The organism is Krasilnikovia sp. M28-CT-15 (genome assembly GCF_047159595.1).
Taxonomy (GTDB): Bacteria; Actinomycetota; Actinomycetes; order Mycobacteriales; family Micromonosporaceae; genus Actinoplanes.
This window is the reverse complement of record NZ_BAAGAK010000001.1, coordinates 5032652-5054715: the sequence shown is the minus strand read 5'-3', so window position 1 is coordinate 5054715 and position 22064 is coordinate 5032652. Positions and strand designations below refer to the sequence as shown.

At 69.8% G+C, this 22064-nt stretch carries 23 protein-coding genes; 10 read left to right on the top strand and 13 right to left on the bottom strand.

The features are described 5' to 3' along the window. Positions 1 to 245: 245 nt before the first annotated feature. Positions 246 to 1001 carry a DUF6597 domain-containing transcriptional factor gene (locus ACMCNO_RS23180; RefSeq protein WP_412751560.1) on the bottom strand — a complete coding sequence of 252 codons (756 nt, stop codon included), beginning with the start codon at positions 999 to 1001 and terminating at the stop codon, positions 246 to 248. Between the two features lie 68 nt (positions 1002 to 1069). Between ACMCNO_RS23180 and ACMCNO_RS23175 the strand changes: the two genes are divergently transcribed. The 4 genes from ACMCNO_RS23175 (at position 1070) to ACMCNO_RS23160 (ending at position 2603) form a co-directional block, all read left to right on the top strand. Beyond that, on the top strand, positions 1070 to 1645 hold the full coding sequence (locus tag ACMCNO_RS23175; protein WP_412751559.1) for a TIGR03086 family metal-binding protein: 576 nt from the start codon (positions 1070 to 1072) through the stop codon (positions 1643 to 1645). Positions 1646 to 1811: 166 nt separating this feature from the next. Beyond that, the gene (locus tag ACMCNO_RS23170) at positions 1812 to 2162 is read left to right on the top strand and encodes a 4a-hydroxytetrahydrobiopterin dehydratase (protein ID WP_412751558.1); all 351 of its coding nucleotides are present in this window, start codon (positions 1812 to 1814) and stop codon (positions 2160 to 2162) included. Beyond that, positions 2159 to 2470: a hypothetical protein gene (locus ACMCNO_RS23165; protein ID WP_412751557.1), complete on the top strand. Its 312-nt coding sequence runs from the start codon at positions 2159 to 2161 to the stop codon at positions 2468 to 2470. The genes ACMCNO_RS23170 and ACMCNO_RS23165 overlap by 4 nt, the downstream gene beginning before the upstream one ends. Next, a complete protein-coding gene (locus ACMCNO_RS23160) occupies positions 2355 to 2603 on the top strand; it encodes a VOC family protein (RefSeq protein ID WP_412753780.1) in 249 nt (82 codons plus the stop codon). The genes ACMCNO_RS23165 and ACMCNO_RS23160 overlap by 116 nt, the downstream gene beginning before the upstream one ends. On the opposite strand, the gene ACMCNO_RS23155 is transcribed toward ACMCNO_RS23160, so the two are convergent. From ACMCNO_RS23155 to ACMCNO_RS23145, 3 genes are read right to left on the bottom strand one after another with little or no spacing between them, the layout of a single operon-like run. Further along, on the bottom strand, positions 2569 to 2958 hold the full coding sequence (locus ACMCNO_RS23155) for a transposase (RefSeq protein ID WP_412751556.1): 390 nt from the start codon (positions 2956 to 2958) through the stop codon (positions 2569 to 2571). The two genes, ACMCNO_RS23160 and ACMCNO_RS23155, sit on opposite strands and share 35 nt — an antisense overlap. Before the next feature lie 23 nt (positions 2959 to 2981). Then, positions 2982 to 4577 (bottom strand): hypothetical protein, encoded by a 1596-nt coding sequence (locus ACMCNO_RS23150; RefSeq protein WP_412751555.1) that lies wholly within the window; start codon positions 4575 to 4577, stop codon positions 2982 to 2984. Then, a complete protein-coding gene (locus tag ACMCNO_RS23145) occupies positions 4574 to 5464 on the bottom strand; it encodes an ATP-binding cassette domain-containing protein (protein WP_412751554.1) in 891 nt (296 codons plus the stop codon). The genes ACMCNO_RS23150 and ACMCNO_RS23145 overlap by 4 nt, the downstream gene beginning before the upstream one ends. 269 nt (positions 5465 to 5733) lie before the next feature. Here ACMCNO_RS23145 and ACMCNO_RS23140 point away from each other — a divergent pair, with 269 nt between their 5' ends. Beyond that, positions 5734 to 6243, top strand: coding sequence for a hypothetical protein (locus tag ACMCNO_RS23140; RefSeq protein WP_412751553.1), 510 nt, complete (start codon positions 5734 to 5736; stop codon positions 6241 to 6243). Between the two features lie 41 nt (positions 6244 to 6284). Here the strand turns inward: ACMCNO_RS23140 and ACMCNO_RS23135 are convergent, their stop codons facing one another. The 6 genes from ACMCNO_RS23135 to ACMCNO_RS23110 all read right to left on the bottom strand — a co-directional run bounded on the left by ACMCNO_RS23135 (position 6285) and on the right by ACMCNO_RS23110 (position 11534). Then, entirely contained in the window at positions 6285 to 6824 is a 540-nt protein-coding gene (locus ACMCNO_RS23135) for a DUF421 domain-containing protein (protein ID WP_412751552.1), read from the bottom strand. A 286-nt stretch (positions 6825 to 7110) separates the two neighbouring features. After that, a complete protein-coding gene (locus ACMCNO_RS23130) occupies positions 7111 to 8325 on the bottom strand; it encodes an FAD-dependent monooxygenase (protein WP_412751551.1) in 1215 nt (404 codons plus the stop codon). Next, positions 8322 to 8906 carry a TetR/AcrR family transcriptional regulator gene (locus tag ACMCNO_RS23125; protein WP_412751550.1) on the bottom strand — a complete coding sequence of 195 codons (585 nt, stop codon included), beginning with the start codon at positions 8904 to 8906 and terminating at the stop codon, positions 8322 to 8324. Before ACMCNO_RS23125 ends, ACMCNO_RS23130 begins: the two co-directional genes overlap by 4 nt. Positions 8907 to 9187: 281 nt before the next feature. Then, the gene (locus ACMCNO_RS23120; RefSeq protein WP_412751549.1) at positions 9188 to 9745 is read right to left on the bottom strand and encodes a MarR family winged helix-turn-helix transcriptional regulator; all 558 of its coding nucleotides are present in this window, start codon (positions 9743 to 9745) and stop codon (positions 9188 to 9190) included. A 147-nt stretch (positions 9746 to 9892) separates the two neighbouring features. Then, entirely contained in the window at positions 9893 to 10612 is a 720-nt protein-coding gene (locus ACMCNO_RS23115) for a DUF4142 domain-containing protein (RefSeq protein WP_412751548.1), read from the bottom strand. Between the two features lie 601 nt (positions 10613 to 11213). Continuing rightward, positions 11214 to 11534, bottom strand: coding sequence for an STAS domain-containing protein (locus tag ACMCNO_RS23110; protein ID WP_412753779.1), 321 nt, complete (start codon positions 11532 to 11534; stop codon positions 11214 to 11216). Between the two features lie 148 nt (positions 11535 to 11682). On the opposite strand from ACMCNO_RS23110, the gene ACMCNO_RS23105 reads away from it, so the two are divergent. Genes ACMCNO_RS23105 through ACMCNO_RS23095 form a run of 3 tightly spaced genes read left to right on the top strand, consistent with a single transcriptional unit; the run spans position 11683 to position 14257 of the window. Further along, on the top strand, positions 11683 to 12360 hold the full coding sequence (locus ACMCNO_RS23105; RefSeq protein WP_412751547.1) for a response regulator transcription factor: 678 nt from the start codon (positions 11683 to 11685) through the stop codon (positions 12358 to 12360). Further along, positions 12357 to 13709: a sensor histidine kinase gene (locus ACMCNO_RS23100; RefSeq protein ID WP_412751546.1), complete on the top strand. Its 1353-nt coding sequence runs from the start codon at positions 12357 to 12359 to the stop codon at positions 13707 to 13709. Before ACMCNO_RS23105 ends, ACMCNO_RS23100 begins: the two co-directional genes overlap by 4 nt. Further along, positions 13706 to 14257: a GerMN domain-containing protein gene (locus tag ACMCNO_RS23095; protein WP_412751545.1), complete on the top strand. Its 552-nt coding sequence runs from the start codon at positions 13706 to 13708 to the stop codon at positions 14255 to 14257. The genes ACMCNO_RS23100 and ACMCNO_RS23095 overlap by 4 nt, the downstream gene beginning before the upstream one ends. A gap of 138 nt (positions 14258 to 14395) precedes the next feature. Here the strand turns inward: ACMCNO_RS23095 and ACMCNO_RS23090 are convergent, their stop codons facing one another. After that, positions 14396 to 15004 carry an STAS domain-containing protein gene (locus ACMCNO_RS23090; protein ID WP_412751544.1) on the bottom strand — a complete coding sequence of 203 codons (609 nt, stop codon included), beginning with the start codon at positions 15002 to 15004 and terminating at the stop codon, positions 14396 to 14398. Positions 15005 to 15330: 326 nt separating this feature from the next. Here ACMCNO_RS23090 and ACMCNO_RS23085 point away from each other — a divergent pair, with 326 nt between their 5' ends. Then, positions 15331 to 15570 (top strand): CAP domain-containing protein, encoded by a 240-nt coding sequence (locus ACMCNO_RS23085; protein ID WP_412753778.1) that lies wholly within the window; start codon positions 15331 to 15333, stop codon positions 15568 to 15570. Positions 15571 to 15821: 251 nt separating this feature from the next. Continuing rightward, a complete protein-coding gene (locus tag ACMCNO_RS23080; protein ID WP_412751543.1) occupies positions 15822 to 17378 on the top strand; it encodes a DNRLRE domain-containing protein in 1557 nt (518 codons plus the stop codon). A gap of 785 nt (positions 17379 to 18163) precedes the next feature. On the opposite strand, the gene ACMCNO_RS23075 is transcribed toward ACMCNO_RS23080, so the two are convergent. Then, positions 18164 to 20368 carry an ATP-binding protein gene (locus tag ACMCNO_RS23075; RefSeq protein ID WP_412751542.1) on the bottom strand — a complete coding sequence of 735 codons (2205 nt, stop codon included), beginning with the start codon at positions 20366 to 20368 and terminating at the stop codon, positions 18164 to 18166. Positions 20369 to 21082: 714 nt separating this feature from the next. Beyond that, positions 21083 to 22015 carry a cation diffusion facilitator family transporter gene (locus ACMCNO_RS23070; protein ID WP_412751541.1) on the bottom strand — a complete coding sequence of 311 codons (933 nt, stop codon included), beginning with the start codon at positions 22013 to 22015 and terminating at the stop codon, positions 21083 to 21085. Positions 22016 to 22064 lie beyond the last annotated feature (49 nt).

The window sequence follows — 22064 nt, the reverse complement described above, 5'->3', positions numbered from 1 at the left end:
ATAGCTACCCCGCGCCGCGGTGACCGGCAGGGCGCATGCCAATCCGAGCCACACCCGACGTACGGGTGGACAGCCGAAAAAGAGAGCGGCTCTGCCGGTCACCTCGACCATGCCTGGCCGGGCAGCGGTCGTGCCATCAGTAGATAACTAGCCGACGAGCGGATATCCGAAGGACGTCGACCGACCGGCTGCACCGATCATTGCCACGACACTGCCGTCGACCCGCAATCAATATCCAATGGCCGTCACTGCGCCTTCGCGTATCGAGCCGGCGTCTCTCCGATCATTGCCCTGAAGTCACGAGTCAGGTGAGCCTGGTCGCTGTACCCCAACGCGGAGGCGAGCCCGGCAAGGCTCTCCCCCGCGGCGACGCGGTCCGCAGCCTCGTGGAGCCGGTGGCGGCGGATAACCCACTTCGGACCGACTCCGACGTAATCCGCGAAGAGTCGCTGCAGCCGTCGCGTCGTCATCCCGAATGCTCCGGCGAGGTCGTCGACGCGGGTGAGGCCCGGATCAGCGGCGCTGTGCGCCACGATGGCCTCGGCCAGTTCCGCGTCGGCGTCCGGCCGCTCCGGGGCACGGGCTGCCAGGAACTCGTCCATGATCTCGACTGCCGTGTCGTCACCGGCCGCGAGGATCGCCTCAGGCAACGCAGGGCCGAACATATCCTCAACCGGGACGAACCGATCGGTGATCGAGGAGACCGGACCACCAAGAAAAGGATGGAAGCCACCGGGCCGAAACCGGACGCCGAATACTCGCCCGGCACCGCTCAGCACCTCACAAAACCGGCCACTCGGCACGCCCGCGACCCGGCATCGGCCGGCCTTGAACGTCATGTTCACAGCGGGATACGGCAGCACTGACTGTTCGTAGGGCTCCGGTAGGTCCCACGTGACGATCCAGTAGTGCTCAACATACGGTCGCAGGCGCGGCGCCGCCGCAGGCGCCCGGAACCGGAACTTCTCATCGCCCGCGCGGGGGTGCAGGATGGCCGGCATGCCAGCAGGGTAACCGTCGGTCGCGTTTCTTCAAGAACGGCAGAGAAAACCTGACCTAGCGTGAGTCTATGCAGCTCAACGCGGTAGTCGACAAGTCGATCATCGAGGCCGTCACCCTGGTACGGGGCGTAACGCCCGGCATGCTCGGCTTGCCGACACCCTGCGCGGACTGGGACGTGCGTGCCCTGACTAACCACCTGCTTCAGGTGGTGAGCGGGCTGCACCTCGCCGGTCTCGGCAAGCCGATCCCGGACAGCGCCTGGGCCCAGGATCTGATGTCCGACGGCGCCTGGGGCGACCGATTCGACGACGAGGGCCGCGCCGCATCCGCCGCGTGGGACGCCGAGTCCGCGTGGGACCGCATGGTGACCGTGGGGAAGATGCCAATGCCGGCCTCGTTAGTCGCCACCATGTTCGCCTGTGACCTGGTCATCCACGGCTGGGATCTGGCGCGTGCGACCGGGCAGCCGTTCCGATGCGACAACGAGACGGCCGAGGCGGCGTACCAGTTCATGACGGACATGGGCGAACAAGGCCGAGCGATGGGAATATATGCGTCGCCCGTATCGATTGGCGCGTCCGCACCCGAACTCGACCGGGCACTGGCACTCAGCGGCCGTGACCCAGAGTGGACTGCAGTCTAACTGTGGGTCGTGCACGGATCTGCCGCGGACAAGGCGCGTCCCACTTCCGACGGCATCACAAAGCGTGAGTGAGGCTTGGCCTGACCGCGGACGTGGGAGGCTCCAACCGGGGTGGTGCCCAAACTCGGCTCTGGCACGAACACCGTGATTGACCTTGAATGGGCGCATGACCAGTCTGACCGGACAACGGATCGCCAGGGAGGGCCTCACCGGCTGGGCCCAGTTCTACGACAGCCTGGAGACCCGGATCGCCACGCCGGACTTCGCGGCCGGGCTGGCGCTCGTCGCCGCCATCGGTGCCGCCGCCGAGCAGGCCGGCCACCACCCGGACATCAACCTGCGCTACACCCACATCGACATCCGGCTGACCAGCCAAGACGAGCGCGGCGTGACCACCCGCGACGTGCAGTTGGCCCGCGCCATCAACGCCCTGGCCGCGGACGCGGCCTGTGCCCGGCCAGCGGCCCGGTCTCCCGGCTCGACATCGCCCTGGACACGCCGGACCGTAAACAGATGATGCCGTTCTGGGAAGCGGTGTTCGGCCTGGTCCGGGCCGACAACCTCGACCCGGGCATCGACCTGACCGACCCGGCCGACAAGCTGCCCACCCAGTGGTTCCAGCAGTCCGGCGACGAGGAGCCACGCCAACGCTGGCACCACGACCTGTGGATCGATCCGGCCGAGGTACAACCCCCGCATCGACGCCGCGATCGCAGCGGGTGGCCGCCTGGTCAGCGACGAGCGGGCCCCGGCGTACTGGGTCCTGGCCGACCCGGAAGGCAACAAGATCTGCCTATGCACCTGGCAGAACCGCGACGACGATGAGCAACTGTGGCGGAAGGTCAGCATCTGTACCCGTGGTTCTGCGGTGACTGATCAAGGCATTCGGTCACGAGGCGAGCAGGATCCGTTTGCGGAGCAGATCAAAAGCCGGCTCGGCCGTACATCTGCCGTTTGATCATCTTGATGGGGTTGACGTTGCCCTCGACCGGTCCGGAGCTGAAGGGCAGGCTCAGCCCGGCGGTGACAGTGGCGAGATCGGCGGTCAGGCCGATGGCGAAGCGGCTGATGCCGGGTAGCGCGGCCTGTTCGGCCGCGGCGATCCAGGCGGTGAGCCGTTCGCCGTGCAGATGAGTCATCATGTCGGCGAACGCGCGTACCAGTTCAACAGCGGATCGTAGCTCTGGGCAGCGGTCCAGGATCTTCTGAAGCTGCTCGATGTCGCGGTCGACACGGTTGTCCGGGTGCCGGCAGATCCATCCGGTCGATGTGTTGATCTCACGCTGCTTTGCTGGCCGGTAGGTTGCGCCCATGGTCTCGGTGGTCGGGCGGGGGCTCACCCGGCGCGGATGTCGCGGCGCCGGTACCCGACCGCGCCGATTGTCGCGAGCACAGCGGACACGGCAGTCATGACCGTCGCTGCGACCCAGTCGGGTGGGTGGGCTGGGACGGCCGCGAGATGCGCGAACGGGGACAGTTCGCCGACCCAGATGGGCGCTCTGATGCTGTCGGCGACGACCAGCCACACGAATCCGCCCACCGCGGGTAAGGCACCGATCGCCGCGACGGCGCGGGGCTCCCAACCGAGGGCCAGGACCGCAGTGCCGAGGCACAGGAACACGATCGGCAGGACGTTGCATGCCCCTGCCAACGCGGCGCCGATGCTCAGGCCGGCTCCGGAGGCGACCGTGCCGGCCCACGCGGCGAAGCCTGCCCCGGCGGTCATCACGGCGGCGCCGCCGACAGCGGCAGCCGCCTCGGCGGCAAGCAGCCGGGTCCGGGTCACCGGCGTGGCGAGGAGCAGGACGAGGCGCCGGTTGGTTTCGTCGCCCGCCGCGGCGGCGAGGCGTACCGCGACGAACACCCCGGCCGGCACCGCAAGCAACCCGAACAGGGTGGCGGCGTAGCCCTCGACGCTGCCCAGTTCGAAGCCGGCCTGGGCGGCGAGTTGCGCGAACTGCGGGTTGTCGGTCAGGAACGCGGTCATCGACCGGGCGATGAGGCCGATCAGCAGGAAGTACGCGCCGACTCCCACCGACCAGCCGGCGAGCGGGCGCAGCATGCGGCGGACCGCGAACGCCTGCACCGAGCCCAGCAGTGCCCGGCGGGGGTTCCGGCCCGCCGACGGGGCGACGACAGCGCCGCCGACATCCCGCAGGGCGGCCGCCCGGACGGCGGCGGCGAGCAGTGCTACGGCGCCGCCGAGCAGCACCACCAGCGGCAGTCCCCGGTTCGCCTCGTACGGGGAGCTCAGCGCGAGGAGGCCGTAGGGCGAGAACCAGCGCAGCCAGGACAGCGCGGCGACGCCGTCGCCGACCATCCGCGCCAGCAGGCCGACGACCAGCACGGTCGCTGCGGCGCCGCTGGCGGCCGACCGGCTCGGCAACACCTGCGCGGCCAGCCCTGCCACACCGACGAAGAAGACACCGAGCAGTGCCAGGCCCGTGCCGTACAGCAGCGCGCCGGAAGACCCTCCGCCAGCGGCGATCATCGCGGCGGCGGTGGCGGCGCCTGCGAGGACGGGCGCGGTCATGAGGACGCCGAGGTGGTATCGGACAGCCCGAGGCAAGGTTATCGAGCCGGCCAGCAGCAGGCTCCACCGTCCGGTGTCCTCCTCGCCGCGGGTGATTCGCGTGGTGGCCAGCATCGCCCAGGCAGCGATGAGGACGGCGAGGACGGTGCCGGTGCGCCACACGGTGAACCCTCCCGGCTGATCCAGGGCGACCGGTGCGCCGAACAGGGTGCGGATGGCCGGGTTCTGCGCGAGCGCGGCCAGCGCCGCCGGATCGATCGCGTTCGCGCGGTACGTCGCCACGACCAGCGCCGCCATGCCTGCTGATACGGCTGTGACCACGAGGGCGCCGCGGTGTATCTGCTGTAGGGCGAGCCGGGTCAGGGCACGACCGCCGACGCGGACCTCGGCGGCGGTCATCGAGTCTGTTCCCCGTAGTAGGCGAGGAAGATCTCTTCCAGGCTGGGTTCCCGCACGGCGATCGCGGCGACGTCCGCGGCGGACAGGGCGCGCAGCAGTGCAGCGGGTGGACCGTTGAGGGTGAAACGCAGCCGGTTCGGGGCGTCGGCGTGTACGTCGTCCACGCCGGGCGTCGTGGCGAGGTCCGGCGGCACACCGGTGAAGGTCACCGACACCTCTGTGCGGTGCAGGCGGCGCAACTGCGCCACCGTGGCGACGTCGATGAGCCGGCCCGCGCGCAGGACCGCCACCCGGTCGCAGACTGCCTCCACTTCGGCGAGTTGGTGGGAGCTGAGGAAGACCGTCTGACCGTTCGCGCGGGCCTGCTCGACCGCGCGGCGGAACTCGCGTTCCATCAGCGGGTCGAGACCGCTGGTCGGTTCGTCGAGCACCAGTAACGGCGCCCGGGTGGCGAACGCGGCGATCAGGGCGACCTTCTGCCGGTTCCCGGTCGAGTACGTTCCGGCGGTCCTGGCGAGGTCCAGCGCGAATCTCTCAACGAGCTCGTCGCGGTAGGCGAGGTCGACGCCGGGGCCGACGCGGGCCAGCAGGTCGAGGACTTCCGCGCCGGTCATCCGCGGCCACAGCGCCACGTCGGCGGGCACGTACGCGAGGAGCCGGTGCGCGGCCGCCACGTCCGCCGCGTCGGTGTCGAAGATCCATGCCCGCCCGTTCGTCGGGCGGGCCAGGCCGAGCAGCAGCCGGATGGTGGTGGACTTCCCGGCCCCGTTCGGGCCGAGGAATCCGAACACCTCGCCCGCGGCCACCTCCAGGTCGAGGTCGTCGAGAGCGAGTAGCTGCCCATAGCGCTTGGACAGGTTGGTGGTACGCACCGCAGCGACAGCCATCGTGGCGCCTCCAGGTCGACAAGCAAGGGCAACAAATGCCGACCAGACTTCCCGGCGCACCTGATCGCACCGTACCCCGCACTGTCACCTGGCGGAAGGCGCCCATGTCGGCAATCCTGTACGGGTCGGGGCGCCATCGTCGCCTGCGTCGGTGGTTCCGTGTCCCGGCCGGCGGCCCCGGGAACGGCGGGATGGCAGGGATCCGGTGCAGGCAACCGCGTCGACCTGATCAGATGAGTTCTCAGTGCCTACGTTCACCGGGGGACGACATGCAGACAGAGGACCGTAAGGCGATCGCCCGGGGCGCACTGATCGCGGGAACCGTCTGGCTCGGGCTGTCCGCCGAGATCCTGGTCGCCAACGTGCTGCTGCCCTCGTCGACCGACGACGATGCGGTCTCGGTGGTCATTTCCTACCTGGGCATCTTCGCGATGCTGTTCCTGGCCGGGATGCTCGCCGCCCGCGACGGCGCTAGCAGGACAGGTCAGGTGCTGGCCGGCCTCGTTGCCGGCGCGATGATCGGTGCGCTCACCACCGCCACGTTCGCCGTCGTGGACAACGTCTGGCTCGACATCGTCGCGCAGCAGCAGCCGAAGATCGAAGGATTCGCCCACAGCTCCGCCACTTCGATGCGCGCATTCATCAACCACGGGCTGATCGGGGTGGCCGTAGTCCTCACCGCAGGACTTGGGCTTCTCGGAGCAGCGCTGAGCTGGGCCGGCGGGATCGTCGGCCGGGAACCGCTGTCGCCGCAACCGATCCGCAAACGCCCCGGCTGACGTCGGGCATCTCACCGTGAAGGCTGGGCACGCCGGACGGGTCACCCGCGGATGTACTTGTCGGCGAGTAGTTCGTGGCCGGGCACATCGCTGATCAGTTCGGGAGCGATGGTTTCGCCTTGGCGCAGGATGCTGAGGGTTCCGGTGCGTTCGAGGATGACGGCGGCGACGTCGTCGTATCGGCGGATACCCGCCTCCCGGAGTCTCTGCCGCAGTTCGTCCTCAGCGATCCGGGCCCGGCGGAGCTTCTCAGGCAGGACGACGCCGTCGGCCATGAGCAGCAGCGGCTGGCTGCCTAGTGTCTGGTCGAGGCGGTGGCTGCGGCGCAGCATTCCGAAGGCTGCCTGCAGCGCGAGCAGTGTTGCCATGCCGACCACTCCGGCGGTGAGCGTTGGGGTGTAGCCGAGGACGGCGCGGCCGACGACGGCGCCGAGGGCGGTCGTCGCGGCGAGGTCGAAACTGGAGGTGGCCGCCAGCGCCTGCTGTCCGACGACCCGAATCATGACGAGGAAGGCGAGGTAGACGCCGGCGGCGGCCGCCACCACCGTCAGGGCGTCCGCCCAGGACATACCGAGCCGCATGGTCTTTCCTTACCACTGTCACCGCCGTCACCCGCAGCCGCACAGCCGAATAGCACCGACCGTTGACCACAGCGCACGCCACGGCGGTGTCACCTCGCGCCCGCCAACCGTGCCGCCGGACCGCGGGGAGGAGGCGCCAGCAGCGCGCCGCAGGTCCGGTGGCCGGACAACGCGGCGTCGGATCGCGGCCGACTCACGGGATCTCGATGAAACCTGGCCCGACGGGCGGTCCGTCCGGCGAGCCGAGTGATACGCCCGGATGTCGCCATGCCCGGACCCAGGCGGCTCAGGTGCGGTGGCTGGGGACGAGGGCGGGCCTGTGGGCGCGGTCGGCGAGGTCGGCGATGATGGCCGTGGGTTTGCCGATCAGTGCGGTGGCGACCAGCCGGTCGGCGATCGGTAGCCGGGCCGCGGCCAGGGCCGCGTGCCGCAGCCGCAGCTGCGTGCGGGTCGTGGGCACGAACCAGCGGACCCCTTTACGCGCGGTTTCCTGCTTGTCCAGCACGACCGGGCGCAGCGCCTGCTCGTAGCCGGCCAACGCGGCCTCGACCGAGGCGGCCCGGTCCAGGTGTTCGCCGAGGACGTACGCTCCGGCGACGGCGAGCGCGGCGCCCTGCCCGGCCAGCAGCGACACCGCGTACGCGGCGTCGCCGAGCAGCGTGGTCCGGCCGCGGGTCCAGGCCGGCATGACGACCTGTGCGACCTGGTCGTAGTACACCTGCTCGGGTGGGGGGCAGGCGGCCAGCGCGCGAGGCGCGATCCACCCCAGGTCGCGGTACTCGCGGCGCAACGCGGCGCGCGGGTCGCCCGGCAGCGCCGGGTCGGGGGCCGGGTGCACCGCGAACACGGCGACCCGGCCGTCGCGCAGCCCGTAGAAGCCCATCGCGCGGTGCAGGCTGTCGGTCATGCCGACCCGATCGCCGACCGCGTCGCGGGCCACCGGGTCGGTGAAGGTGAACGCGGCGGTGTGGAATCCGAGGTAGCGCAGGTAGTCGCTTTCCGGGCCGAAGGCGAGGGCGCGCACCGTCGAATGGATGCCGTCGCAGCCGACGAGCAGGTCGGCGTCGAGGCGGCTGCCGTCGTGCAGGGTCACCGTCACGCCGTCGGCGTGGTTGTCCACCGCGGTCAGGGTGTTGCCGTAGCGCAGGTCGACCCGGTCGGGCAGGCTTTCGCGCAGGGCCCGTTCCAGGTCGGGGCGCATCACGCTGATCACCCGCCCGCCGGCGGCCTTGGCGAAGCGGGCGAACCGCAACGTGGCGCGGCGGCGCCCGGCGTCGTCGCGGTACGCCAGATCGTCGATGTGGTAGCCCAGCTCGAGGATGCGCGGCAGCACCCCCATCGCCTCGGCGGCGTCGTAGCCCGGCCCGAAGAAATCGATCATGTATCCGCCGGCGCGCGGGCCCGGCGCCTTCTCCAGCACCGTCACCGCGGCGCCCTGTGCGTCCAGTCGCTGAGCCAGAGCCAGGCCCGCGATCCCTGCCCCACAGATGATCACTCTCATCGCTGGTCCTCCGATCCTGTCGTCAGGAGCCTGCCCAACACGGCACTCACCCGGGCCGCGCCCGGCACCGGCATCAGCGCGCGATGCAGCAGCACACCGTCGATCGCCGCGGCCACCACCGCCGCCGTGGCCTGCGGGTCGGCGACGCCGCCGGCCGCGAAGCACGCGGCCAGCTGCTCACGGGCCTGCGCGATCACCGCACCGAGTGCCTGCCGTAGCTGCTCGTCCCGGGTCCCCGCCAGGTACGCCTCGACGAACAACATCGACATCGGATCCGTGCCGGTGTACTCGTCGAGCATGCCGAGCAGGGTGCTCAGCGCCTGTTCGGCGCTACCCGCCCCGGCCAGCACCTCACCCATCTGCGCGGCCACCGCCCGCACGGCGGTCATGGCCGACTCGACCAGCAGTGCCTGCATCGACGAGAAGTGGTAGTGCACCACGCCGGGCGTGACCGCGGCCCGCTCCGCGAGCATCCGGGTGCTCACCGCGGTCCAGCCGCGCTCGGCGATCAGCTCCGCCGCCGCCGTCAGCAGCCGCTGACGCACCTCGCGTCCGCGTTCCGCCGTCGTGACCATGAACATGCCCCTCTTGGTCGACTGTTCAGGTCGATTGTATTGGGCAATCGCCCAACATCGGAATCGTCGAACGCTGACATCGTGTGTCGGGTTGACGACCAGGAAGGGCCCGGGCCCGGTCCGCTACCGGCGAAAGGGTGCGCCTCACCAAGACGGTCCGTTGCCCTACTCGTGCGGGTTGGCCAAGGTGCAGACCGGCAACGCTGAGCTGGAATGGCCCGAGGCCGGTGCGCTCCGAAGAGAGGTGGGTCCATCGCTGCTGCCAGCGAAGGCGCGGTGGGTACGGGTCACTGTTGCCGGCGGGCCCGGCGCGCGGCTTTACGTGGCTGGGGCATCGATGTCCCGGATTCGTCCTCTGCCGCGTGCGCCCACCGCTGCCGCCATTCGGCGTCGGATGCCTCCCCGGCAGCCTCGACCAGGGCGTTGAGCACCGCCGCGAAGGCGAGTGGGCGGGTGAGTGAGAGGTCGCTGACCAGGGCGGCGATCCTTTCCCGGCGGTGGTTCATGACCTCGCCGACCAGGTCTCGCCCCGCCGCGGTGAGGGTGACCCAGACGGCGCGCCGGTCGTCCGGTCGTTCCTGCCGGGCCACCAGTCCCTTTCGGACCAGCCGATTGCACATGCGGGTGGCGGTCGAGGAGGTCACCGTCAGCTCGTCTGCGAGGTCGACGACGCGTTGCGGTCCTCGGGTGACCAGCACGACGAGCGTGCGGTACTGAGCAAGGGTGACATCCTCACCGAGGTCTGCCAGGGAGCGGGCGGCCAGGCCGACGAAGACCCGGCTGAGCGCCAGCAGAGCACCCACCACGTCGTCCTCGCTCGCGGACAGCGTCGTCGTCGAATTCACGGCCCTACCGTGTCATGTCCGGCGGACTCGTTGTCGCGCAACCGTCACAAGTGCGGGTCCGGGCGTCATGGCCAGCGGCGAGAGTCGTTCACGTCCACCCCGGGGGTGCACCGATGCGGGCACCCCGGGGTGGCATCGTAGGGAGCGTCAACTGCGGTTGCGCCTGATCCGCGCGATCGCGACAGCAGCGATACCCGCGGTCCCGATCAGCACGGTCCACAGGACCGCTGGGCTGACCGGCGGCGCCACGCCGGCGTTCGCTGCGGCGATGCCCATGGCCGAGATGTCTTCCGCGGGTGGCAGGGCCGGCGGCGGGAGCCGCTCGTACTGCACCAGGCCGGTGCTCTCCAGCATCTTCATGTGGTTCGTCACGAAGGTGTTCGCCTGGTCGGCCAGCTCACGGACCACGGGGTTACGGGTACCGGCCCGTACCGCCCCGATGATCGGGAAGATCTTCCCGTGCGCGGCTCGCAGCCGGGTGACGAAGATCTGGTCGAACTGGACGCTCTTGTTGTTCTGCATTTCAGTGAGCCACCCCTGCTGCTGGGTGGTCGGGGTGGACGGGATCGTGGCACCCAGCTTGTTCGCCGCGTCGACGACCAGTTCGTCGAGGCGGACGTGCTGCTCGGCGATCATCTGACCGACCTGGCGCACCTTCGCGCTGCTGCCCTTCTGCGCCGCCATCTGCCCGGCCGGGATCTCCCACAGCCCGGCCGTGCGAACGCCGTTCAGCAGGATCATGTCGGCGGCGTTCAGCTGCGTCGGGACGGCGGGAGCCGCCTGGGCTGAGGCGGGCAACGCGGCGAGCGCGGCGACCGTGAACGCGAGGGCGGCGCCGACGCGTCGTGCCGTGGACGTTCGAATCATGGTGGACCTCCGGGGGCGTGGCACCGTCGGCAGGAGGTACGGTCCAGCTCCCAAAAAGGTTCACTAGTGCACCCAATTCTGAGACAAGATCCAGTCGAACTTCGGCAAAATAGGCGCAGAAATGATCGGTCGAGCCGGAAATTCATGCCATGAGCCAAGCATCGCGCTATCGTGCTCGTCACGGGCGGCGCGCTGCTGCACGCGCATGGTGACCGTGGCGCCGTCCCGACAGGGAGCCGATGAACGTCGTCATCTGCGGTGCCGGGCTTGCCGGGCTCGCCCTGGTCGGCGACGCCGCATACGCAGTGTCGCTGCCCGCCTGCAAGGGGCGCCTCGATGGCATTCACCGGCGCACGTCTTCGCCCCGAGCCTCACCGGCAACATCGGCGTCCCCGAGGGTCTGCGCCGGTACGAGACTGCGATGCGCCCGCTCCTCGCGCAGCGGCAGCAGGACGGCCGGGACGCCGCACGTTGGCTGCTTCCCGCCACGCGACGGCAACAAGCGATTTCGCACACCGCGTTGCACCTGCCCCACCTGCCGCTGCTGAACCGCATACTGCGGCACCCGCTGACCGGCGAGCCGGGCATAGCCATCACCGAGTCAGCACGCCAAATCGACCGGCCGATCGTCGACGACCTCGAACACCTGCTCCAGCCGGGCAAGCCGGAGAATGTGCCGTACCCGTGCTGACGGCGCGCACAGCACCAGTCGACCACCGCCGCTGATCATGCCTCGATGCACCCGCAGCAGGATGTCGATCGCGGCCGCGCCCAAGAGCGGGCAATCCCGTAGGTCAAGGATCAGCCGCCGCGGTCGTAACGCCGCCGCCTCGGCGATGAGCCCGCTCCACCGTTCGACGAAGACGCCGTCGAACGCGTCGGTGACCACGACCACCGCCTCGGGAATCCTTTCGTCCGGCATCACTACCACTCCTCCGTGTCAGCCTTTCGGCAAGATTCGCCGCCCGGTGTGGCGGCGTCGCCGCGGGCCCGTGACAGTTGCGTGACAGTCGCGGCAGTTCGGTGTTCTCGGCTCGCCGATCTGCCCTCGGACCAGCGATGATGGGATGATGTCCGGCGTTCTGGTGATCGAAGACGACGACCGCATCAGGCTCTCGCTCGTCCTCGCACTCGAAGAAGAGGGCTACGCGGCGGCCGGTGCGCCCACCGCCGAGGAAGGGCTGCAGGCGCAGCGCCGCGCTCCTGCCGACACCGTCCTGGTGGATCTCATGCTCCCCGGGATCGACGGCTTCGAGTGCATCCGGCAGCTGAGGCGGACCGACGACGTCCCGATCGTCGTGATCAGCGCCCGCGACGACACGCACGACATCGTCGCGGCGCTGGAGGCCGGGGCCGACGACTACCTGGTCAAGCCGGTCGCGGTCAAGGAACTCACCGCCCGGTTGCGGGCCCTGCGCCGCCGTGCGAGGGCGGTGGCACCGGATGCCGTGCACGTCCTGCGCTTCGGCGACCTCGAGATCATTCCGGAGGCCGGTGAGGTCCGCCGGCGCGGGGAACCGGTCGCGGTCACCCGCACCGAATTCCAACTGCTCTGCGAGCTGGCCGACCACGCCGGGCGGGTCCTGTCCCGTCAGCAACTGCTGCAACGGGTGTGGGAATACGACGGCGGAGACGAGCGCCTCGTCGACGTGCACGTCGGCCGGCTGCGCCAGAAGATCGAGGACGACTCCGGCGCTCCCCGGCACCTCGTCACCGTCCGCGGTCTTGGCTACAAGCTGCAACGATGATACGGGCCGGACTGCGCCTGCGTGTCGTGGCTGGGTTCGCGGCGGGTGCGCTTGCCCTCTCCGCCACCATGGCGCTCGCCTCGTACGAGATCATCCGGCACTCCCTGCTGGGCGAACGCGAAAGCACCGCGGTGCGGGCGGCCATGTATGACGCGGCCGTGGTGCGGGCCGGCCTCGTCACGACGACCGATCCCGACCTGGTGGCTCTGCTGCGATCACTGGACACCGGGGAGAACCGGCGGGCGGTGCTGCACCGGTCGGGGGAGTGGTTCGCCCGCAACGCCGACGCCGGCACGACCGATGCCGTGCCGGCGGAGCTTCAGCAGCAGGCACAATCCGGCCGGGCCGCAGTGCAGCGGGTACGCGCGGGCGGCGCACCGGCGCTGGTCGTGGCGGTGCCGATCTCCGCCGACACCGCATTGTACGAAGTCGACTCGCTTGCCGAGCTGGATCGCACCCTGCGGGTGCTGACGATCGTGCTGACCGCCGTCGCGGTCAGCACAGCCCTGGCCGGAGCCGGACTCGGCTGGTACGCGAGCCGATACGTGCTTCGGCCCCTCACACGGGTGGCACAAGCCGCGCAGGACATCGCCGCCGGCACGTCCGACGCCCGCCTCGACCCCGCCCAGGAACCGGATCTGGCCCGCCTGACAACGTCGTTCAACCACATGGTGGACGAGCTGTCGGCCCGGCTGGAGCGCGACCGCAGGTTCGCCGCAGACGTCAGCCACGAACTGCGCTCACCGCTGCAGACGTTGTCGGCCGCGGTCAGTGTCCTGGCCCGCCGCCGCGAGCACCTCGACGACCGCACGGCGACCGTGGCGGGCCTGATCACCGACGAGGTCGCCCGGTTCCAGCGGCTCGTCAACGACCTGCTGATGCTGGCCCGCAGCGACCAACCGGCGCAGCGGACTCCACTCGACGTGGCCGAACTCGCCCGATCGGTCTGCCACGAGCGCGGGCTACCGCGGGACCTCGTGGTCACCCACGGCGACACCCTGTGGCGGGTCGACCGGCGGCGCGTCGCGCAGATGCTCGGCAACCTGCTGGACAATGCCGCGGCCTACGGCGGCGGCGCGGTCGCCGTCCGGCTCAGGTTCGACGAGGGTCACGCCAGCATCGAGGTCGACGACGAGGGGCCCGGGGTGAGCCCCGAAGACAAGCCCGTGATTTTCGACCGGTTCGTGCGTGGGCGGCCTTCCGGCACCCGGGCCGCCAGCGACGGCACCGGACTCGGCCTGGCCCTGGTCGCCCAGCACGCCGCCGCGCACGGCGGCACGGCCCAGGTGCTGGACCGGCCGGGCGGAGGCGCGCGATTTCGCATCGACCTGCCGGAGTGTGCACCGTGAGGATTCTCCGGCTTGTCCCTGCCGTCGTCCTGGTGGCGGCAGGGTGCGGTGTACCGGTCGACGAGCAGCCCCGCGACCTGCGTGGCCCCGGACTCGCCTACGGCTCCAGCGCACCGGCCCCGGACCGTTTCGGACCCGCCGTCGAACGGCTCTATTTGGTGCGCGACGGAGGCCTGGTCCGGGTGGTGCGTCGGGTACCGGCAGCCCGTACCCCGCAGCAAATGCTGCAGGACCTGCTGGCCGGGCCCACCTCCGCGGAACACCAGGACGGCCTGGGCAGTGCACTGAGCACCATGAAGATCGACGGGATGAACCTGTCGCAGCGCCGCGCGAGCATCGAGATCGGACGGGCCGCCGAGCAGGGGACCCGCAGCGACGAGATCCTCGCCTACGGGCAGATCGTCTGCACCCTGACCAGCCAAAGCGCCGAGGTCGGCACGGTTTCCTTCACCAGCGGCGGCAAGCCCCTTGGTGTGCCACGAGGCGACGGGTCGTTGTCCAGTGACCCGCTCACGATCGCGGACTACGCCGACCTGATCGGCTCCTGACGACGGTCGCCCGGAACCTCGCCTCGACGAACAGCCGCGCAAGCTGTGCCTTGTCTGCTTCATCGGACAGGGCCGGTCGCGATGCCGTCAGCGAGCCGACTGGAACGCACGGCGTACAGGAGCCGGCTGCTCGGCGTCTCAGGCCGATCGCCGGTCTGCCACGGCACCTCGTCCTCCGTCGGCCGCGCTGACAGCCTGGTCCACGCTCCCGTACGTGGGAAATGCGGTGTGCAGCCGCATGGTCCGCAGCGCGGTCTGCACGAATCGCGACGGTGCCGCGAGAAGCAACGTGCCGTTGCGGTGGCGTGCCGCATTGCGGGCCCGGACCAGAGTGCTGAGTCCCGCAGAGTCAATCGTGCCCGCCTGAGTCAGATCCACCACGACGCGGGGTCGTTCTCGCACCGCCATCTCCAACGCGACCCGTAACTCGTCGGCGATGTCCAGGTCGATGTCTCGGGTGACCTGCACGATCGCCGCGGTGGGCGTGACGGTGACTATGACCCGGGTGGCGGCATCGTCGGCGGAAGCCAGGGGATTCCAGCGTTGTTCGCGGGCCTCACGTGCCGTGCATGGGGGGCACCGGTGCGGACCACGGGCGAATACCGACCCACCCCAGCCCATCGTTGCCACCGCCACGTAGACGATCTCGGCGTCCTGGATACCGCAGCCGTCGGCCGGGGCGACGGCCCCGCAGTGGTCACAGATCACCTGCACACCCGTGCCGTCGACCGCGGGAACAGCTGTCATGTCAATCCTCCTGGATCCGGCGGCGCACGACCAGGCCGTCGTACCGTGTGTGAAGCGTGTCCAAACGATGTGGCAGCGCCTTCGCAGCAGCATGACGGTTTCATGACGGTCCGCTTCCCGATCGTCGGACCCTGTGCCGTCGGTGACCCCGTCATCATGATCCCGGGGCGCTTCCCGCGCGTCCGCCCGACCACCCTCGCTGTTGCAGGTTGCGCGAGCATGTTCTGCAATGCTCTGCTTGCCATGAGCGACCGAAGGATCACGGGTCCTCACCTCGGTGTGAGCTCGCAATGACCCGCCAGCCATAGGCAGGGTGCAAGGCGGCCATCGACCTCGGGCGCGAGTGCCCGCACGGCGTCACCCGCGCCCAGCGCTGGCGGCCGTACTCGATGAGCGAGAACGTCGCCTACCGCGACCGCACCACCTCCGAGACCATGAAGGCCTGGGTGGCCAGTCCCGGGCACCGCAGGAAAACCCTTGACTGTCGCGCCGAGGCCAGGGCTGTCGGCGTCTACGACTACGCCAACGGCACCAACTTCTACACCCGCGAATTCGGCTGGCGCTGACCGCCATGCCACCTCCGCCCCAACCGGGCATGCGCCCGCATGGCCGGCCAGCCTGCCATGTCCACATTGGACACATGTCGGAACGGGTTCGGCACAACGGCCGTCATCCACCTGATCGGACGGCGTAGGCCAGGCGACCGTGGGGGTGTAACCGATGGGCAACCAATCAGGACCGAGGCCCGCACCCCTGAGCCTGAAATGTCTGTCCCTTGCCCGGCTGACAAGCAGCCGGTCCGACGGGGGAGATTGTTGTGAGCCGCAGGAATTTGCAGAAGTCCGTTGCTGCCCTGGGTGCTGTGCTGGCGGTCACAGGCGCTGCGCTGGCCGCGCCGATGACCACGAACGCCGCAGCGGCTGGGACCCTGACAGCGGCGGGCAAGGAACTGAAGCTGGCCGCCACCGACGACACGTACACCTCCAGCGCGCGCCGCACCACCGTCTTCGGCCAGGACGACAAGGTGGCCGTGGGCAGGCTGGGCAAGGACACTAAGGTCGGCTTCCTGAAATTCGTGGTGCCCGCGGGGACTAGGGTCACCGGGGCCAAGCTGCGCCTGGCCGCGGACAACGTACCCGCTGGAACGGTGACGGTGCGCCGCGTGACGAATACCGGGTGGACCGAGAGGAAGCTGAGCGCGGCCACGGCCCCGGCGCTCGGCGCCATCGTGGGCACAGCGAGGGCCACCGGCAAGCAGCTGAGCATCGATCTCAGCAAGGTGGTCACCAAGCCCGGCACGTACGCCTTCGCGTTGAGCTCCAAGGCGGCGGTGACCCGGATCCGCTCGACGGAACACCACGCCGACGCGCCCCAGCTGACGGTGACCACCGCCGTGACGCCGCTCACGCCCGTGCCGCCGCCGGTCGTGAGCCCCGAGTGCGTCACCGACGCGTTGCTGGTGCCGACCTGTGGTGTGTTGTGGGGTGCCGCCGCGGGTGGCTTCACCAGCGCGCCGCGGGATCAGGCGTTGAAGGACTGGGAGGCGCTGTCCGGCCGCACCGCGGCGATCTTCCACACCTACCACAAGGGCGACGAACAGTTCCCCACCAAGGCCGAGATCGCGATGACCCAGGACCCGGCACACCCCCGCGTGCTGCTGCTGAACTGGAAGGTCGCCTACGGCACCACCTGGGCCAAGGTCGCCGCCGGTCAGCAGGACACCCGCATCGACAACTGGTCGAAGTACGTCAAGGCCAACTACCAGCAGAAGTTCTACCTCGCCCTGCACCACGAACCGGAGAACGACGTCAACCCGACCGCCGGCTCCGGGATGACCGCCAAGGACTACGCCAACATGTACCGCCACGTCATCGAGCGGCTGCGCGCCAACGGTGTGGCCAACGCGGTCAACGTGGTGGCGTACATGGGCAACGAGAAGTGGATGGCCCAGTCCTGGTGGAAGGACCTCTACCCCGGCGACGACGTCGTCGACTGGATCGGCCTGGACTCCTACGTCTCGGCGGAGAAGGGTTACTACCACTACGGCGACTTCGCGGATCTGCTCGACCGCAAGCCGACCGGTGGTGGCCAGGGCTGGTACGACTGGGCCACCACGCAGCACGCGAGCAAGCCGATCATGGTCGCGGAGTGGGGCGTGTACCACCGCGTCGGCAAGCTCACCGACAAGGCGCCCGGCTACAACAGCGTCCTGCCGGAGCTGGCGAAGCGGCCCGCGATCAAGGCCATCGTCTACTTCGATACCGCCAAGGACAACGAGGGTGACCGCGACATCAGCATCAACAGCACCGCGTCCAGCCTGAGTGCGTTCAAGTCGCTGGCCGCCGACAAGATCTTCGACGTGAAGATCGCCTGAACGACCCGCACCAAGGGTGGCCGCCCGGCAGCACCACGCCAGGCGGCCAGCTCGCGGACCCGACTCTCGGAGCATGGTCGTTCGTCGAGTTCGGTGGTAATCGGTCACGGCGACCGCGAAATACACCCGCGACTGCCGACAAGCTGGTCGTGTTCCGGCTCTCGGCCGCACCCCGGCCCCAACGTGGTCAGATCTGCTGCCATGACGGCGTACCAATCAGCCGGTTCTCCGCGAGGCCGGCCAACTTCGGGCGCACCGACCGGTCCGCGACCTGTCTCTTGATTCCGCCTCCTGGCACCTTCGCCGACGGGCATCCTGTCGCCAACCCACGGTGAGCTTGGCCTGGATGGCAAACACTCCCGAACCGGTGCCCACAGCGCGCAGCCAGCGCTTGTCCTATCGGGGGCGTCGGTCCCTCGGGAGTGTTGAGTCGCGCGGCGGCAGTAATCAGATTCCCGGAGGTTGCGTTAGGTTGGCGCGGCGGCGGCTGATCTGCTGTCTCACGGGCGGGGTGACCGGCCGCTGGGCGCGGGTTGGTGCCGGGTCGTCTCGTGCTGGGGGGTACCGGGGCGTCCCGAGCAAGGCAGAGCCCGGAGGCCTCATGGCGTGTGGGGCAGCCGGGTGCTGTCTCTGGGTGGTGGCGCTGTCACGGCGAGGCCGGGGCGCCGCCACCCTGTGTGCGGCGTACACCAGGGAGGTACCTGCGGCCGAGCTTGCCGGCGAAACGGGCGTCCCGACCCCATCGCCCGCCGTCGGTTCATGGAAGTTCCTGATTGGGTGCAAGCTCAGGCGGCGGCCACCAACGTGGCGATGCAGCGGTCAGGGCGGGTCGCGTTGGCCGGAGCGGGTGTGGTGGGCAGCGGCAGTGAGGTGATCTCGCCCAGGGCGCCCCGCTCGCTGGTGGCAGGCAAGGTGAAGGTGAATCGAGAGCCGCCGCCGGGGTTGTCGGTGGCGGTGATGGTTCCGCCGTGGCGGGTGACGATACGGTGGCAGATGGCCAGGCCGAGCCCGGTGCCGGCGTAGCCGTCACCGGGATGGGCGCGGTGGAAGCTGCCGAAGATCGCCTCGTGCTGCCCAGCGGGGATGCCGACGCCGTTGTCGGCCACGCTGACCTCCACCATGTCGCCGAGACGGGACCCGGTGACGCTTACATGGGGCGTGACGCCAGGTGCGGTGTACTTGATGGAATTGCTGATCAGGTTGTCCAGCAACTGCCGGACCGCACCCGCGTCGGCGTGCACCTCGTCAACCCGGTCCACGGTGATCTGTGGGACCGTGCGGCCGGCCGCGACGGCGGCGTCGGTGCGGTCCGCGGCGATGTCGGCGACCAGGCCGGTCAGGTCGACGGGGCCGGGCGTCAGGTCCTCGTCGCGGGTGGTCGCGTAGGTGAGCAGGTCGGTGATCAGTCCCCGCATCCGGGCGGCGGCACGGGTGACCCGGTCGAGGCTTTCCCTGGCCCGGCCGACCGCGGGCCCGGAGGTGATGCCGTCGAGGGTGTCGGCGGCGACCTCGGTCCAGCCCTCGACGATTGTCAGCGGGCTTTGCAGATCATGTGCGACGGAACCGGCGAACCCGGTGAGCTGGTCGCGGTGCCGCCGTTCGGCGGTGACGTCCTGATACAGCACGACCGCGCGTGGCTCGCCGTGCCCGTCGGTCAGGGGGGTCGCGGAGACTCGCAGAACCCGGGTGTCGTGTCCCTCCGCATCGGTCACGAGGAAGTCCATCGGTCCGGTCTTCTCTCCGGCCAGGGCCCGGGCCGGAGGTAACGAGTCAGGGGCTACCAGGCTGCCGTCAAGGTGGCGCACCCGATCACGTGCCTCGCTGAGCGTGGCCACGGAGCCGAGAAGGTGCGTCCCGGCGGGGTTGCGAAGCACGACCCGTCCTCGTGCGTCGACCAGCGTGAGGCCGTCGGCCATCGAGTCGATGATCGCGTCCATCAGTGCGCCGTGCTGGGCTGCCTGTTCCTTCTGGACGGCCAACTCGTCGTTACGCGCGGCCAGCTCGCGGGTGCGGGCCGCCAGCTCGGCCAGCAGCGCGGCCCGCTGGTCGCGCCCTAATGAGACAACCAGTCCCATCACGGTGGTGAGTACCACGAACGACTGCGCGACCAGCGCCCGTACCTGCGGATCGGAGACATCAGCCAGCGGACCCAAACCGCACAGGGTGAACAGCACGGCCGCCCCGCCCAGCACCAGGCTGTGGAGCACCACGAAGCCGGTCCGCAACCGCAGCGCAGCCCACACCGTCACGGCGACCAGCGGGAACGCCAACGGCAGCCCCCCGTCGAAGACGAATCCGACCAGATACGCGGCGACCGAACATACGACCACGCCGAGGTACTCGCCGACCCGCCGCGCCGGCATCTGGCGCACCGCCCGGTCGAGGCTGTGCCACCAGCAACGTACCGATCCGGTCAGACCAGCGAGGGTCGGACCGAACCACAGCCCGGCCGCACCGATCACGAACATGCTGGTGGTATGGCGGACCATCCAGTCCGCGACCGCTATCGTCGACACGCAGCCGGTGATCAGCCATAGACCGGTCAGGCCGATCACCGCGCCCGCCGCCGCTGCGAGGATCGCGACGCCCAGCACGCTGCCCATCTCCCACACGTTCGACAGCCGGCGGCGGCCACCACCACCCCATAGAGTGGGACGGCAGCGGCCCAGCAGCCCCACGAACCCCACAACCATCACCAGGTTCGCCGCGGCCAGTACCCCGCCCCAGGCCAGACCTGCGCCGGTGACGGCGTTGCCGGCCCACCCGATCGCGATCAAGGCGGCCAGATCGACCCACCGGGTCCGGGCGCGTCGCTGCGCGCACAACCACACCACCGCCACCCCCGAGGCGGGCCACACCAACGCCATCCGGGCGCTACCTACCACGGTCAGCCGGCCCACGATGATCGCCGCCGCGTACATCACGGCGAACCCGGCCGACCTTGCCAGCGGGGTCTGGGCCGCCCAGGTGTACGCAGCACTACGAGGCACCGGGGCGCTACCGGCGCTGGCCGGCCCAGCGACCTGCTGTACCCGCGTGCGACCCATGCATCCGTCCCCCGTCCTGCCACCTCCGGCTGTTGAGGGCGGCAACCTCCAAGGTTCGACGCCGTCCGGTGCGAACGCGGTGCACGCCGGTTGCCGACAGGTTGCCAGCCATACCTTCGGTCCAACCGTGTTCCCCGACAGCGCGACCACACCCCACGCATGGCACCGGATTAACCACAAATCGATGCGCCGGGCCAGCGGAACGGCCCATGGCGTTGGGTGCAGGGCCCTGGGCGGCGCGGGCTCGATTGGATCGGAACCCAGAAGGTGCTCCTCGCATCCGTGGCACCGTCCCGGCACTGTCAGGTCCTCCCATCGTCTCCAGTGACTGGGCCACGAACAGGGGCGTTGGACGGCAGGCGCGAGCTGGAAAAGACAGCCGGCGTCCTCGGACTCCGCGCGGTCTGGCGACCGAAGTTCCCACCGGGTTCTCCTGAAACTGGGGCGCGACCGTGGACCGCGGCAGCGCCCTGTTCCAGCTCGTCGGAGCTGTCGGCTGCCGTCCTGGCCCAAGTGCTTGGCCTGCACGTCGGCAGCGCCACCGGGCTGGCAACGCCCGCCACGGCGACTGGACCAGCTACGCCGCAGTGGCGAGCAGCCGTTCAGCCCGTAACGGGGGCGGCTTCGCCGGTCGGCGGCTCGGTGTGGCCTGCGCCTTCACGGCACGGGCGAGGCGGCATCGGGGCGGTAGATGTCCGGCTCCAGGTAGATCACTTTGGCGGTGGGTACCACGGCCCGGACGCGGGCTTCCGCGTCGTCGATCGTCGCGGCGATCTCCGTGCCTTCGTCATTCGGCCCGACGGCGATCTTCGCGGCGAGGAGCAGGTCATCGGGGCCCAGGTGCATGGTGCGCAGGTGGATGACACGGTCCACACCGGGTGCGGACAGCAGGGCTTGTTCGATTGCGGCGACCTGCTCGGGTACCGCGGACTCGCCGATGATCAGGCTCTTGGTCTCGACCGCCAGCAGCACCGCGATCGTGCCGAGCAGCGCGCCGATGCACAGCGTGGAGATCCCATCGAAGATCGCGTTCCCGGTCAGCACGCTCAGCCCGACCCCGAGCAGGGCGAACAGCAGACCAAGCAGGGCGCCGCTGTCCTCCAGCAGGATCACCGGCAGTTCCGGGTTACGGGAGCGGCGTACGAACCGCAGCCAGCCCCGGTCACCGCGGGTCCGATTAGCCTCCCCGACCGCGGTTCGCAGCGCGTACCCCTCCAGCACCGCGGCGATGAGCAGCACGATCACCGCGACCAGTGGTGACTCCAGCGGATGCGGGTCGACGACCTTGTGGTAACCCTCGTAGAGCGCGTACAGGCCGCCGAGGGTGAACAGGATGATCGCGACCAGGAAGGCGTACACATACCGTTCGCGGGCGTACCCGAACGGGTGCAACGCTGACGCGGGGCGCCGCGCCCGTCGCCCGCCGACCAGCAGGAGCACTTGATTCGCCGAATCCGCGACCGAGTGCACCCCCTCGGCCAGCATCGACGCCGACCCGGTGATCGCCGCCGCCACGAACTTCGACACCCCTATCGCGAGGTTCGCGCACAGCGCGGTGACCACCGCTCGGGTACTGCCATCGGTCGCCATTCAGCCTTCAGTTCCTCTCCGTATCGATCGTATTGTCCCAGCCGGGTGA